The organism is Mitsuokella apri, from assembly GCF_047974105.1.
In the GTDB taxonomy this organism is placed as follows: domain Bacteria; phylum Bacillota; class Negativicutes; order Selenomonadales; family Selenomonadaceae; genus Mitsuokella.
In genome coordinates, this window is record NZ_JBHYRS010000001.1 from 155631 (window position 1) to 169901 (window position 14271).

Sequence of the window (14271 nt, forward strand, 5' to 3'; positions counted from 1 at the left end):
TAGTCCCTCCACAAAAACAGCCCTCTCCCAAAGGCAGACCGTACTTAGACTGTACCTTTGGGGGAAGGCTCTTATTTTTTTTTATTTCTTGAGCTGCTCGGCGAGATAATCCTTGATCATCGTGTCGTAAGCGGCCGTGTGCGCAAAGGCTTCCTGGGCAAGTTCCATGCGCGTGCGGTCGTCAACGCAGCCGTTCTTCTTGACCTGCTCGGCGATTTCGTCGTAGCGGGCCGGATTCGTGATGACCGTGACGAACTTGAAGTTCTTCGCAGCGGCGCGGACCATGGCCGGACCGCCGATGTCGATGTTCTCGATGGCCTCAGCGAGCGTGACGTTCGGCTTGGCAATCGTCTCTTTGAACGGATAGAGGTTGACCGCCACGAGGTCGATGCCCGTGATGTGGTGCTCTTCCATCTCTTTGACGTGTTCCGGATTGTCGCGGACGGCGAGGATGCCGCCGTGGATGTACGGGTTCAGCGTCTTGACGCGGCCGTCCATGATTTCCGGGAAGCCCGTGACGTCGCTGACATACGTAACAGGGATACCGGCTTCCTTGATGGCCTTCATCGTGCCGCCCGTCGAAACGATCTCGACGCCGGCTTCGTGGAGTTTCTTGGCGAATTCGACAACACCCGTTTTATTCGATACGCTGATAAGCGCGCGTTTGATCTGCATGATTGTTCCTCTCTGTTTCTCTAAAATGAGCGGCAAAGCCGTTATTTGCGGATGCGGACATGGCGTCCGTCTACCTCGAGCCTGCCTTCGCAGTAAAGCTGAATGGCCTTCGGGTAGATGATGTGCTCTTTTTCGAGCACGCGGGCACCGAGCGTTTCTTCCGTGTCGTCATCGAGCACGGGCACGGCTGCCTGCAGGATAATCGGGCCGCTGTCCGTGCCTTCGTCGACGAAGTGAACCGTGCAGCCGCTGACTTTGACGCCATAGGCGAGCACGTCGCGGTGTGCATGGGCACCGGGGAAGCTCGGCAGCAGGGCCGGATGAATGTTCATGATGCGGCCTGCGAAGTGGCGCACGAAGTACGGCGTCAGGATGCGCATAAAGCCTGCGAGCACGACGAGCGTGACACCGGCTTCGTCGAGGGCCTTGACGAGGGCTTCCTCAAACGGCTGACGGCCGTCGAACTTCTTGCGGTCGATGCAGACGGCCTTGATGCCGGCTTTTTCGGCGCGCGTGAGTGCGTAGGCATCGGGCTTGTCCGCGAGCACGATGGCGATTTCGGCCGAGACTTCGCCGCGGCCGATGGCATCGATGATGGACTGCAGGTCCGTGCCGCGTCCCGAACAGAGGACGCCGAGAATTTCCTTATGCATTGAACACGCCGCCTTTGATCGTTACATCGTGGTTGCCGCGGACGACACGGCCGATCTCGTAGACCGTCTCGTTTTCGCTCTTAAGATACTGCTTGATTTTCTCCGCTTCTTCCGGGCTGGCCATGATGACCATGCCGATGCCCATGTTGAACGTGCGGTACATCTCGTGCCAGTCGACATTGCCCCACTGCTGCAGGAGCTTGAAGATCGCCGGCATCTGCCAGACGGAGCTGTCAATCTCGACGGCCATATCCTCAGGCAGAGCGCGCGGAATATTGTCGTAGAAGCCGCCGCCCGTGATGTGGACCATGCCGTGGATGTCGAATTTCTCGATGAGCGGCAGGCAAGTCTTCGGATAGAGGCGCGTCGGCGTCAGGAGCTCCTCGCCAATCGTTTTGCCGAGTTCGTCGATGTACTCATCGCCCTTGAAGCCCTTGTGCTCAAAGACGATTTTGCGCACGAGCGAATAGCCGTTGGAGTGAACGCCCGAAGACGGCAGGCCTAAGAGCACATCGCCTTCCTTGACGCGCTCGCTCGTGATGACCTTCGACTTCTCGACGACACCGACGGCAAAGCCCGCGATATCGTACTCGCCGACCGGGTAGAAACCGCTCATTTCAGCCGTTTCGCCGCCGATCAGCGCACAGCCCGACTCCTTGCAGGCACCCGCAACCCCCTTGACGACGGAAGCAACCTGCTCCGGGTCGAGTTTGCCGACTGCGAGGTAGTCGAGGAAAAAGAGCGGCTCGGCACCCTGTACGAGGATGTCGTTGACGCACATGGCGACGGCGTCCTGGCCGATGGTGTCGTGCTTGTTGAGCATGAACGCCAGGCGCAGCTTCGTGCCGACGCCGTCCGTGCCCGAAACGAGGACCGGTTCCTTGTATTTGCCGGAATTCAGCGCAAAGAGACCGCCGAAGCCGCCGAGGTCGCCGAGGACCTCCGGACGATACGTCGCCTTGACGCTGTCCTTGATGAGTTTGACGGAGTAGTTGCCAGCGTCGATATCGACACCGGAATCTTTATAGGTAAGTCGTTCTGCCATTTTTTGTTTCTGGTTCCTTTCCTATTTACATGTACAACGGCCAAAATTTCAGCACTTCTTGCGCTGCTCGAAAACGTACTTGCTGTCGCCGGCCGGTTTTGCTCCGTCCTTGATTGGGTAGGAGCTGTTGAAGCAGGCGTAGCACATATCATCGGCATTGAGGTGCGGCACGCTCTTCTTGAGGCCTTCGATGCTCAGGAAGTGCAGGGAGTCCGCGCCGATGAACTGACGAATCTCCTCGACGGACTTCGTCGCGGCGATGAGTTCCTTGCGGACGCTCGTGTCGATGCCGTAGAAGCACGGATAGCCGATTGGGGGGCTGCTGATGCAGACGTGGACGGCCTTTGCGCCGGCATTTCTAAGCATGCGGACAATCTTGCCGCTCGTCGTGCCGCGCACGATGGAATCGTCGACCATGATGACCGACTTGCCCTCTACAGCGGAGCGAATCGCGTTGAGTTTGAGCTTGACGGCCGTGTCGCGCTTTTTCTGCGTCGGCTGGATGAACGTACGGCCGATGTAGCGGTTTTTAATCAGGCCTTCGACGAACGGAATGCCGGCTTCATAGGCAAAGCCCGTGGCTGCCGTCGTGCCGGAGTCCGGTACCGAAATGACGATATCGCCCTTAAAGCCCGACTCGCGCGCGAGCTCGCGGCCCATGAGGAAGCGTGCTTCGTGGACGCTCTGGCCGTCGATGACAGAATCCGGACGCGCAAAGTAGATGTACTCGAAGATGCAGCCGGCCTTTTTCTCTTCCGTGGCGAACGGATACGACTTCAGGCCGTTCTCGTCGATGACGACCATTTCACCCGGTTTTACGTCGCGCACGAATTCCGCGCCGACGACGTCGAGGCCGCAGGTCTCGGACGAGAGAATCCAGCTGCCCTCCTCTGTCTTGCCGATGCAGAGCGGACGGAAGCCCTGAGGGTCGCGCGCACCGATGAGCTTGTCCTCGGTCATGATGGTCAGGCAGTAGCAGCCCTTGACCTGCTTGAGGCTCTCGATGATGCGGTCCTCGATGGTCTCCTTGTGGGAGCGCGCAATGAGGTTCACGATGACCTCCGAGTCGATGGACGTCTGGAAAATCGTGCCCTGCTGCTCGAGGTGGTGGCGGATTTCCGCGGCGTTCGTCAGATTGCCGTTATGTGCGAGCGCAATCTTGCCGCCCGCGTAGTTGACGAGCAGAGGCTGCGTGTTCGCGAGCAGGCTCGAGCCCGTCGTCGAATAGCGCACATGGCCGACGGCGATGCACTGGTTCTCCATATGCGGAACCTGATGGCGGAACACCTCATTGACGAGGCCCATGCCGCGCGTCACATCCATCCAGGCGCCGTCCGTGATGGCGATGCCCGTGCTTTCCTGCCCGCGGTGCTGCAGGGCATAAAGGCCAAGATACGTCAGTCCAGAAACATCCTCCGTGTGCGAGTATACGCCGTAAACGCCGCATTCCTCTTTCCACTTCGGTTCTGGGTTGTAGCCATTATCATACATGGTATTTCTGTTTCTTCCTTTTCTCTTTCAAACATTCATTGCGGGACAGACATTCAGGAAACGCGAAGCCTGTGCTCAGAGCTGAGCGGCAACGCGTGCTGCCTTCTTGTCGACTTCCTGTACCATCTTGGCACGGTAGTCCGCAAGTTTCTTCTTGAGGTCGTCATCGGCAATGGAGAACATCTCGACGGCAAAAATCGCGGCGTTCTTCGCACCGTTGATGGCCATCGTGCCAACCGGAATGCCAGACGGCATCTGCACCGTCGACAAAAGGGCATCCATGCCGTTTAAGGACGTGCCGTTGATGGGGATACCGATGACCGGCAGCGTCGTGTAGCTTGCGACGACACCGGCGAGGTGTGCGGCAGCACCTGCACCGACGATGAAGACGCCCACGCCTTTTTCCGGAGCGGACAGAACAAATTCACGAACTTTGGCCGGCGTGCGGTGTGCCGAGGCCACCGTGACTTCCGACTCAATACCAAACTGTTTCAAGAGCTCGACGGCCGGCTTCATAATGGGCCAGTCGGAGTCGCTTCCCATGATAACAGCTGCTTTCATGGATGATCATCTCCTATATCAATACAAACAGTGATTCTATGTTATGCTGATCAGTCGAGGTCTTTGCCCGTGATCATCTTGTAAGCTTCTTCGTACTTCGCAATCGTCTTGTCGATGACATCCTGCGGCAGCTTGTAGTCGCTGTCCGGATTTGCCTTGAGCCAGTCGCGGACGAACTGCTTGTCATACGACGGCTGCGGTTTGCCGGCTTCGTAGCCTTCAAGCGGCCAGAAGCGGGAGCTGTCCGGCGTCAGGACCTCGTCGCCGAGGACGATCTGGCCGTTCTCGTCGAGACCGAACTCGAACTTCGTGTCGGCGATGATGATGCCGCGCGAAAGAGCGTATTCTGCGCATTTCTTGTAAATGGCAATCGTGTAGTCGCGGAGTTTCTCTGCGTACTCCATGCCATGGCCGGGGAATTCCTTCTCAAAGACGGCTGCGCCCTGCTCGAGCGAGACGTTCTCGTCGTGGTCACCGAGCTCTGCCTTCGTGCTCGGCGTGAAAATCGGCTCCGGCAGTTTCTGGGATTCCTTGAGGCCTTCCGGCAGTTTGATACCGCAGACCGTACCGTTCTCCTGGTAGCTTGCCCAGCCGCTGCCCGTGATGTAACCGCGGACGATGCACTCCATCGGCAGCATCGTGAGTTTTTTGCACTTCATGCTGTTGCCGAGGAACTGCGGCTGACGGAAGAACTCCGGCATGTCGTTGTTGTCGACCGAGATCATGTGATTCGGGATGATATCCTTCGTGAAGTCGAACCAGAACTTCGACATCTGCGTCAGGACTTTGCCCTTCTTCGTGATCTTGTTTTTGAGGATATGGTCAAAGGCCGAGATACGGTCCGTGGCAACCATGATGATGCTGTCGCCTGCATCGTAAACCTCGCGAACTTTTCCGGATTTGAACGGCTTATACTCTTTCATTACTTATCATCCTCCGTCACATACGAATAGATAGGATTTTTCTATCTCCATCATAACGGCAGATGAAAAAAAAGTCAAGAAACAGGGTCATATGTCCTTGCGTTGGGGAACGCGCGCCGGGGAATGGTTAACATCTCACAAGGGGCGGGGGCCTGTATTTCGGCTTCTTTTTTGTTTACATCTCATAAGGGCGGGAGGGCACCATTCCGGTTTCGTCACTCCGTTAAATGGGCCGCAGGATACGGCTGCAGCGCTTTTGCTGCTTCGCCGTCTGCCACGGCGTTCCTACATCCTGAACAAAGAACGTACGCTGTGCGGCCCAGCCCTGCGGGCAATCACTCCGTTCCTGCAAGCGCAATGGTGCCCTCCCGCCTAGTTACGTCGTACATTTAAGCTCGATGAGAAAGATACTCTGCAGCTAGGGCGGGGAGACCTGTTTCGCCTGCAGGCGTGCAGCGACCGCCCGCAGGGCTGAACCTCAAGAAGCACTCAGCAAAAAGATACGATGTGAGAACGCCGCGGCAGGCGGCGAAGCGTCTTAGAAAAACTCTATGCCATGAGGTTCATTTTAGCGGAACGCCGAAGCCGAAACAGGTCTCCCCGCCCCTTTGCCAAACGTAACTTCTTTCCCCGAACTCCGAATCCTGCAAACTACGCAAACTAAAAAAGAAGGGAACTATCCGAATCTGCTGGACAGTTCCCTTCTTTATCGAAGTATCTTTAGAAGTATCTTTAATTGTGCGTTTCAACGCTGCTCTGCCTCGCGGCTTTCTTCTTCGGCGATTTCTTCGCCCTTTGGCCCGCGCTCTTTTGCTACGGCGAGCATGAGTTTGAGGCGGTTGAGCTGGTTGACTTCGGAGGAGCCTGCATCGCAGTCGATGGCGGTGAGGTTTGCTCCTTTATAGCTCTCGCGCAGTTCGTGCATGACGCCTTTGCCCGTGATGTGGTTCGGCAGGCAGCCGAACGGCTGGAGGCAGACGACGTTGGGCACGCCTTCGTCGATGAGTTTGACCATTTCGCCTGTCAGGAACCAGCCTTCGCCGGCCATGTTGCCGAGGCTGACGTGGCGCGAGGCGAGTCTTGCCGTATCGTCAATCTTATGCGGCGCGCGGAAGTGGCGGCTGTTCTTTAAAGCCTTGCGCATCGGCGCGCGGTAGAAGTTGATGATGTTGATGAACATGCGGCCAAAGAAGCTGCTCTTTTTCTGGCCGTCGAGCAGTTTGTGCTTGACAATTGGGTCGTAGGCCGAATAGAGGAAGAAGTCCACGAAATCCGGCATGACGACTTCGGCGCCCTCTTCCATCAGGACCTTCTCGATGTGGTTGTTGGCCACCGGATGGTACTTCGCGAGGATTTCACCGACGATGCCGACTTTCGGCTTCCAGAGGTCTTCGTCAATCGGGATGTTGTCGAATTCCTTGACGATCTGCTTGACCGTGCGCTGGAATTTGAAGTAGCCGCAGTCACGCAGCACTTCCTTGCATTTTGCCATCCACTTGTCGTAAAGGCGCTGGGTTTCGCCCTTCTGCAGTTCGTACGGCATCATGCGGTTTTTGACATTCTGCAGGAGGTCGCCGAAGATCGCGGCCTTGATGGCGGCGACGAGCATCGGGCGCGTGAGGCGGAACGAATCCGTCTCTTCGGGCAGGCCGTGCACGGCGAAGACCGGCACCTGCGGGAAGCCCGCGTATTTGAGGGCCTGACGCAACACGCTCATGTAGTTCGTCGCGCGGCAGGCACCGCAGGTCTGGAACATTGCGATGCTCGTGTGGTCGGGGTCGTATTTGCCCGACTTCAGGGCCGCGAGCAGCTGGCCGATGACGACGATGGACGGATAGCACATGTCGTTGTTGACGTAGCGCAGGCCGAGGTCGATGGCCGCCTTGTCCGGCATTTTCGGCACGACGAGGTTGTAGCCGAAGTCACGCATGACGGATTTGATGAGCTCGAAGTGAATCGGAGCCATCTGCGGCGCGAGGATCGTGTGCGTCTTTTTGCATTCCGCCGTAAAGTGCGGGCGCTCGATGGGCTTAATTTCCTGATACGGCACGGGTTTGCGGCGTGCAAGCGCGGCCATGAGAGAACGCAGACGGATGCGCGCGGCGCCGAGGTTCGAGACTTCGTCGAGCTTGATCATCGTGTAGATGCGGCTGTGCGACTCGAGGATGTCGCGGACCTGTCCCGTCGTCAGCGCGTCGAGGCCGCAGCCGAACGAGCTGAACTGAATCAGCGTGAAATTCGGATGCTCCGCGACGAACTGCGCGGCGTGGTAAAGGCGCGCATGATAGCTCCACTGGTTGACGATCTTGAGGCGCGCAGCCTTGACCGGCATATGGTAGACCGCGTCTTCCGAAATGATCGGCAGATGATAGCTCTGGATCATCTCCGGAATGCCGTGGTTGATCTCGGGGTCGATGTGGTACGGACGGCCGACGAGCATGATGACCTGCTCGCCCGTCTTTTCGGCGCGTTCAAGGATTTTTTTGCCGTAGTCGCGCACATCCTGACGGTACTGCGCGAGCTCCCTGTAGGCCTCGTCGACGGCTTCGGCAATTTCCTTTTTGCCGAGGCCTTCCCGCTCGCCGAGTTCTTCATAAAGGCGCTCAGCCATGCGCTTTTCATCGTTGATTGGCAGGAACGGCTCGATGAAGTCGATGTTCTTCTCGCGCAGGATGTCCATGTTGCCGCGGATGTTCTCGGCGTACGAAGCGACGATTGGGCAGTTGTAATGGTTCTCGGACGGATGCTTGTCATCGACCATGTTGTAAGGCTCGCACGGATAGAAAATCTTCGTGACGCCCTTTTCGATGAGGTCCATGATGTGGCCGTGCGCGAGCTTCGCCGGATAGCACAGCGAGTCGGACGGCACCGTCGCCATGCCCTTGAAGTACATCTTCGCGCTCGATTTGCCCGAAATGACGACCTTGTAGCCGAGTTTCGTGAAGAACGTGAACCAGAACGGATAGTCCTCGTACATGTTCAGGACGCGCGGGATGCCGATCGTGCCGCGTGACGGATGCTCAAGCGGCTCGTAGAATTTGAACATGCGGTCGTATTTATATTGGTAGATATTCGGCGTGTCCGATTCTTTTTTCTGGCCGCCGATGCCGCGCTCGCAGCGGTTGCCCGTGAAGTACTTGCCGCCGTCGGGGAACTTCTGCATCGTGATCAGGCACTTGTTGCCGCAGCCGCGGCAGCGGTACGAGCTCGTCGCCACTTCGAAATGGTCGAGTTCGTCTGCTGAAAGCAGGCTCGATTTTTCCGTACCCGCTTCGAGAGCCAGGATGGCCGCGCCGTACGCACCCATGAGGCCCGCAATATCGGGGCGGATGACATCACGGTCGAGGAGTTTTTCCATGCAGCGCAGCACGGCGTCGTTGTAGAACGTGCCGCCCTGTACGACGATGTGGTCGCCGAGTTCGCGGACATCCTTGAGCTGCATGACCTTAAAGAGCGCGTTCTTGATGACGGAGAAGGCAATGCCGGCCGAGATGTCGGCGACATCGGCGCCCTCTTTCTGTGCCTGCTTGACCTTCGAGTTCATGAAGACCGTGCAGCGCGTGCCGAGGTCGACAGGAGCTTTTGAGTCGATGGCCTTGGCCGCAAACTCGGCCGGCGTCATGTGCAGACCTTCGGCGAAGTTCTGGATGAACGAACCGCAGCCGGCCGAGCACGCCTCATTCAGCGTGATGTTGCCGATGCTGCCGTCCTTGACGAAGAAGCACTTCATGTCCTGACCGCCGATATCGATGACAAACGTGACATCGGGGCAGAATTCCTGTGCCGCCCGCAGGTGCGCGAACGTCTCGACCTCGCCGCCGTCAGCGTGCAGCGCAGCTTTGACAATGGCCTCGCCGTAGCCCGTGGTCATGGCACCGGCGATATGCGTGCCCTCAGGCAGGGCCGCATAAAGTCCCTTCATCTCTTTGACGACCGTCTTTAAAGGCGAGCCCTGATTGCTGCCGTACGAGGTGTAGAGGATTTCCTTGTCCCTGCCGATGGCCGTGATTTTCGTCGTCGTCGAGCCCGCGTCGATGCCGACGTAGACCGGGCCGCGGTACGATTTGAGGTCGCCGCGCTTTACCTTGTCCTTGTCGTGGCGGGCCTTGAAAGCCTCGTAGTCCGCACGGTTCTCAAACAGCGTGAAGTCGGCCTTGCGCGTCTCGCGGGCCGCGGCCTGTTTGGCCTTCTCGATGCTTTCTTCGAGGCGTTTGACGTCGATGACCTCGGCCTCATCGGAAAGCGCCGCGCCCATCGCGACGAAGTAGTTGCCGTAGTCGACCTTGACGACGTGCTCATCGTCGAGCTTCAGCGTCTCAATGAAGCGTTTGCGCAGCTCCGGCAGGAAGTGCAGCGGGCCGCCGAGGAAGGCGACGTGACCGCTTATGGGACGGCCCTGTGCGAGGTTGCCGATGGTCTGATTGACCACGGCCTGGAAAATGGAGAGCGCAATGTCTGCCTTTTCCGCACCATCATTCATGAGCGCCTGAATATCGGTCTTGGCAAAGACGCCGCAGCGCGAAGCGATCGTGTAGATCTGCTTGCCCTTGGCCGCAAGGTCGTCAAGCCCCTTGGCATCCGTTGATAAAAGCGATGCCATATGGTCGATGAAGGAGCCCGTGCCGCCCGCGCAGACGCCGTTCATGCGCTGCTCCGGTGCATCGCCGAAGTACGTGATTTTCGCGTCCTCGCCGCCAAGCTCCACGACCGTATCCGTCTGCGGAATCAGCTCTTTGACGGCCGCCGCGCAGGCGATGACTTCCTGCACGAAAGGCAGGCCGATGCGCTGTGCGATACCCATGCCGGCTGAGCCCGTCAGGGCGAAAGAGAATTTCCTTTCACCAACGATGGATTTCAGATGCGTCAGATTCTCCTGCAGGGCGTTGCCGATCTCCGAAAAATGGCGGGCATAATTCTTGTAGAGAATTTTCTTCTCATGGTCGAGCACAACGAGCTTGATGGTCGTCGAGCCGACATCAATCCCTACGTTCAATACTGATTTCATTTTTACACCACCTAGTGTCCTGGATTTATTCTGAAAAATATATGAAGACCCCCCTTTTCAGGGTCACATTATATTCTAACCTATATAAAGGGACCGTGCAAGTCCGGAAGTTACTGACAAATTCAAAAGCCCCGCTTCTTTTTGAGGAAACGAGGCTGAAAATGAGATATCTTATCAAATTTTAGCGGCAAAGACGCCAAAAATAAGCATAAATGCTGTATTTTGACTTTTCGACATTTTACTTTTCAAAAGTGAAAGGACTCGCCATAATCGACTTCGGCGAGAAAAAGGCCGCAGGCAGGGGCCGTGGCCGAAGCTTTCTGACGGTCCTTCGCTTCGAGAATCTCCTTGAAACCTTCCGGCGTGATATAGCCGAGACCGACATTCGCGAGCGTCCCGATGATGTTGCGCACCATGTGGTAGAGAAAACCGCTGCCGTGGATGCGGCATTCGAGCTGCCCGCCCGCAATTTCCGTGAGTGAGACGTCGTACATCGTGCGCACGGGACTCATCGGCGCGCCGCCGCTCGCGCGAAACGACGTAAAATCATGTGTGCCGAGAATCATATTGAGAGCTTCGCGCATGGCCGCGAGGTCGAGAGGACGCCGGATGTACCACGCGTAGCGCGCCGTCATGGGATTCGGCACCCCGCCCTGCTGAAGGCGGTAAATGTACGTCTTGCTCTTGGCGCTGTGACGCGCGCTGAAGTCAAAATCCGCCTCGCCGGCAGCCTGAATGGCGATATCACTTGGCAAAAGGCTGTTGACGGCGCGCACGATGCGGTCTGTCGGAATGCGTCCGTTCGTAAAGAAATTGACAACCTGCCCGTAGGCATGAACACCGGCATCCGTGCGGCCCGCAGCCGCGAGCTCGATGCTGTCGCCAAAGACGACGGCGAGTTTTTCTTCCAATATATTCTGCACGGCCACAATCGGCGGCGTCTGACGCTGAAAGCCGTGATAGGCCGTGCCGTCATACGCGACCTTTAAGACAACATTGCGCGCGCGGGCCTTCATCTCGGCCTTGTGTTCCCGTTTCATAAAATGGCAAAATTCCCTTCTATTTATATAGTATCAGCGCACGGCGATGACGGCGGCAATCAGCAGGACCGTAAAGCCCCAGGCCACATAGTCAATGCTCGTGACTTTCAGGGCCTTCATCTGCGTCCGCCCCTCGCCGCCGCGGTAGCAGCGCGCCTCCATGGCCATCGCGAGGTCATCGGCACGTCGGAAGGCTGAAAGGAACAAGGGCACCAGCACCGGCACAAAGGCTTTAAGGCGTTTGGCGATGCTGCCGTCCTGAAAATCCGCACCGCGCGACTGCTGCGCTTTCATGATGCGGTCCGTCTCCTGTATCAGCGTCGGCACAAAGCGCAGCGCAATCGTCATCATCATTGCGAGTTCATGGGCCGGCACGCCGAAACGCTTAAAAGGAGACAGCAAGTCTTCCATGGCATCCGTCAGCTTAATCGGGCTGGTCGTAAAGGTCAAAAGCGACGACAGCAGAATCAAGAGCACCAGTCTCAGCGAAATATAGAAGCCCTCGACAATGCCCTCCCAGGTCAGGCTGAAAATCCAGACCTGCGCGAGCTCCTCGCCCGGCGTGCTGAACAGGTGGATGACAAAGGTGAAAAGGATAATCCACCAAAGCGGCTTTAACGAACGCAGCATCGTGCCCATTGGCACTTTTGATAAGAGCATGAGCACAAACGTCAGAGCCGTCAGCATGGCGTACGAAATCGCACTGCGGCAGACGAAAATCAGCACGAGGTAGAAGAACAGCAGCACGACCTTCGTGCGCGGGTCGAGCCTGTGCAGGATGGAACTCCCAGGAAAATACTGGCCAATCGTGATATCGGATAACATCTCAGCACGCCCCCTTCCCGTTCTTGTCTTCCTTATCTTTTATATCTTTTCTGTCTTTACTGCCGTTTTTCTCTCTATGGTCCTGCAGCAGCCTGCGGCAGACGTCTTTAAGGCATTTATGAGCCTCCTCGAAATTCAGGCAGTCCGTGCGCACGGGCAGGCCCGCCTCTTTCATGCGCGCTAAAAGCTCCATGACATGAGGCGGCCTGAGGCCTGCCTGCGCAAGCATCGCGTTATCCTGAAACACTTCTTTTGGCGAGGCATCCGCGATTTTTTCCGCCTGACTCATGATGATGACATGGTCAGCAAGGCGCGCGATGTCGTCCATGTTGTGCGAGACGAAGATGATCGTGACGTTCTTCTTTTCGTGCAGATAGCGGATGGTCCTGGTGAGTTCCTCGCGGCCGCGCGGGTCGAGCCCCGCCGTCGGCTCATCGAGCACGAGGTACTCCGGCTTCAGCGCGAGCACGCCCGCAATGGCCACGCGGCGCTGCTGGCCGCCGCTGAGTTCAAACGGCGAACGCTCTTTGTATGTCTCGTAGTCGAGGTGCACGAGCTGCATGGCTTCCCTGACGCGCGCTTCAACTTCTTCTTCGGCAAGGCCGAGATTGCGCGGGCCAAAGGCGATATCCGCAGCAATCGTCTCCTCAAAGAGCTGCTGCTCCGCATACTGGAAGACCATGCCGACCTTCAGGCGCATGCGCTTGGCAGATGCGCGCTCCTTTTTATTTTTCGGGTTGATGTCGACGCCATCGACAAGCACGCGGCCGCTTGTCGGCTGCAGCAGGCCGTTGAACTGCTGCAGCAGCGTGGACTTGCCCGAGCCCGTATGGCCCGCAATGGCCGTGAACGAACCTTCCTCGATGGTCAGCGAGACATCCTTGAGCGCCTGATGCGCAAACGGCGTCTTCGGCATATAAATGTAGTCGACATGCTCCAATGTAATGGCCAAGGTCAGCAGCCCCCTTTCGGACTCGGAACATCCCGCACCGCTTGCTTCGCCTGAACAGGCTGAACGGGCGTATCTTTACCCTTTTTTGCTGTCTGCCCCGTTTGCAATGCCAAAACAGCCTGCACGAGTTCTTCGTCGGTCAAAATGTCTTTGGGCAGAGGCAGGCCGTCATGGCGCAGCGCGAGCCCCAGCTCCGCCGCGAGCGGCACATCGAGGCCGAGTTTTTTGAGCATGTCCGCTTCGGCAAAAACCTCGCGCGGCGTGCCGTCCCTGACGACATGGCCTTTGTCCATGACGATGACGCGGTCCGCAAAACTCGCCTCTTCCATGAAATGCGTGATGTGCACGATCGTGATGCCCTGCTCCCTGTGCAGGCGGCGGATGGTCTCCATGACCTCGCCGCGCCCCTGCGGGTCGAGCATGGCCGTGGGTTCATCGAGCACGAGGCACTTTGTCTTCATCGCGAGGGCCCCGGCAATCGCCACGCGCTGTTTCTGACCGCCGGACAGCAGATGCGGCGCGAATTTGCGGTAATGCGTCATATGGACGCTTTCGAGCGCCTGCAGCACGGACTCGCGAATCTCATCGGGCTTCATGCCGAGGTTCTCGGGGCCAAAGGCCACGTCGTCCTCGACAATCGCCGCGATGAGCTGGTTGTCGGGATTCTGAAAGACCATGCCGACCTGCTGCCGGATTTTCCAAAGGTCTTCCTCGGACGCCGTATCCATGCCCGCCACGCGGCAGCTGCCCGAAGACGGAATCAAGAGGGCGTTGAGGTGCTTCGCCAGCGTCGACTTGCCCGAACCATTCGCGCCGAGTATCACCACGAATTCGCCCGCCTCAATCTGCAGCGTGATATCATCGAGAGCCCTGTGCTCCTGCTCTGTCCCCGCATGGTAATCATGCGAGAGATGCTCGAGCTCGATAAAAGCCATGGCGTCTCCTCCTTAACTCAAAATCTTATCCATAAAATACAACGCTCTCATTATACCGCAGATTCTAAGTCAACACAAACAAAAACCTCGGTTTACAATCCACGCAGCCGGTGAATTTCCCTGCAAAAGGGCAGAAAAAAAGACCGTCTGCAAATGCAGACAGCCT

At 57.5% G+C, this 14271-nt stretch carries 12 protein-coding genes; all 12 read right to left on the reverse strand.

Annotated features, from left to right (window positions below):
• Positions 1-81: 81 nt before the first annotated feature.
• Entirely contained in the window at positions 82-675 is a 594-nt protein-coding gene (locus ACE419_RS00720) for an IMP cyclohydrolase (protein ID WP_435720696.1), read from the reverse strand.
• A 41-nt stretch (positions 676-716) separates the two neighbouring features.
• On the reverse strand, positions 717-1328 hold the full coding sequence (gene purN, locus ACE419_RS00725) for a phosphoribosylglycinamide formyltransferase (protein WP_435720697.1): 612 nt from the start codon (positions 1326-1328) through the stop codon (positions 717-719).
• A complete protein-coding gene (gene purM, locus ACE419_RS00730; RefSeq protein ID WP_435720698.1) occupies positions 1321-2373 on the reverse strand; it encodes a phosphoribosylformylglycinamidine cyclo-ligase in 1053 nt (350 codons plus the stop codon). The genes purN and purM overlap by 8 nt, the downstream gene beginning before the upstream one ends.
• Positions 2374-2421: 48 nt before the next feature.
• The gene (purF, locus tag ACE419_RS00735; protein ID WP_435720700.1) at positions 2422-3864 is read right to left on the reverse strand and encodes an amidophosphoribosyltransferase; all 1443 of its coding nucleotides are present in this window, start codon (positions 3862-3864) and stop codon (positions 2422-2424) included.
• Between the two features lie 75 nt (positions 3865-3939).
• Complete coding sequence (gene purE / locus ACE419_RS00740; protein WP_432647171.1) at positions 3940-4425, reverse strand: 5-(carboxyamino)imidazole ribonucleotide mutase; 486 nt, start codon at positions 4423-4425, stop codon at positions 3940-3942.
• 50 nt (positions 4426-4475) lie between these two features.
• Positions 4476-5348, reverse strand: a complete 873-nt coding sequence (locus ACE419_RS00745) for a phosphoribosylaminoimidazolesuccinocarboxamide synthase (RefSeq protein ID WP_435720701.1) — start codon at positions 5346-5348, stop codon at positions 4476-4478.
• A 223-nt stretch (positions 5349-5571) separates the two neighbouring features.
• Entirely contained in the window at positions 5572-5700 is a 129-nt protein-coding gene (locus tag ACE419_RS00750) for a hypothetical protein (protein ID WP_435720702.1), read from the reverse strand.
• 393 nt (positions 5701-6093) lie between these two features.
• Positions 6094-10353, reverse strand: coding sequence for an acyl-CoA dehydratase activase-related protein (locus ACE419_RS00755; RefSeq protein ID WP_435720703.1), 4260 nt, complete (start codon positions 10351-10353; stop codon positions 6094-6096).
• A gap of 245 nt (positions 10354-10598) precedes the next feature.
• The gene (truA, locus tag ACE419_RS00760) at positions 10599-11393 is read right to left on the reverse strand and encodes a tRNA pseudouridine(38-40) synthase TruA (protein ID WP_435720704.1); all 795 of its coding nucleotides are present in this window, start codon (positions 11391-11393) and stop codon (positions 10599-10601) included.
• Positions 11394-11426: 33 nt separating this feature from the next.
• Positions 11427-12218, reverse strand: coding sequence for an energy-coupling factor transporter transmembrane component T family protein (locus ACE419_RS00765; protein ID WP_435720705.1), 792 nt, complete (start codon positions 12216-12218; stop codon positions 11427-11429).
• A gap of 1 nt (position 12219) precedes the next feature.
• On the reverse strand, positions 12220-13170 hold the full coding sequence (locus ACE419_RS00770; RefSeq protein ID WP_435720706.1) for an energy-coupling factor transporter ATPase: 951 nt from the start codon (positions 13168-13170) through the stop codon (positions 12220-12222).
• Between the two features lie 2 nt (positions 13171-13172).
• The gene (locus tag ACE419_RS00775) at positions 13173-14105 is read right to left on the reverse strand and encodes an energy-coupling factor transporter ATPase (RefSeq protein ID WP_435720707.1); all 933 of its coding nucleotides are present in this window, start codon (positions 14103-14105) and stop codon (positions 13173-13175) included.
• Between the last annotated feature and the right edge of the window lie 166 nt (positions 14106-14271).

What these genes read in the sequence shown, in the direction of transcription:
- ACE419_RS00775 (WP_435720707.1), bottom strand. Translation starts at nt 14,105, where the DNA reads ATGGCTTTTATCGAGCTCGAGCATCTCTCGCATGATTACCATGCGGGG.
- ACE419_RS00755 (WP_435720703.1), bottom strand. Translation starts at nt 10,353, where the DNA reads ATGAAATCAGTATTGAACGTAGGGATTGATGTCGGCTCGACGACCATC.
- ACE419_RS00745 (WP_435720701.1), bottom strand. Translation starts at nt 5,348, where the DNA reads ATGAAAGAGTATAAGCCGTTCAAATCCGGAAAAGTTCGCGAGGTTTAC.
- purF (WP_435720700.1), bottom strand. Translation starts at nt 3,864, where the DNA reads ATGTATGATAATGGCTACAACCCAGAACCGAAGTGGAAAGAGGAATGC.
- ACE419_RS00720 (WP_435720696.1), bottom strand. Translation starts at nt 675, where the DNA reads ATGCAGATCAAACGCGCGCTTATCAGCGTATCGAATAAAACGGGTGTT.
- purE (WP_432647171.1), bottom strand. Translation starts at nt 4,425, where the DNA reads ATGAAAGCAGCTGTTATCATGGGAAGCGACTCCGACTGGCCCATTATG.
- purN (WP_435720697.1), bottom strand. Translation starts at nt 1,328, where the DNA reads ATGCATAAGGAAATTCTCGGCGTCCTCTGTTCGGGACGCGGCACGGAC.
- truA (WP_435720704.1), bottom strand. Translation starts at nt 11,393, where the DNA reads ATGAAACGGGAACACAAGGCCGAGATGAAGGCCCGCGCGCGCAATGTT.
- purM (WP_435720698.1), bottom strand. Translation starts at nt 2,373, where the DNA reads ATGGCAGAACGACTTACCTATAAAGATTCCGGTGTCGATATCGACGCT.
- ACE419_RS00765 (WP_435720705.1), bottom strand. Translation starts at nt 12,218, where the DNA reads ATGTTATCCGATATCACGATTGGCCAGTATTTTCCTGGGAGTTCCATC.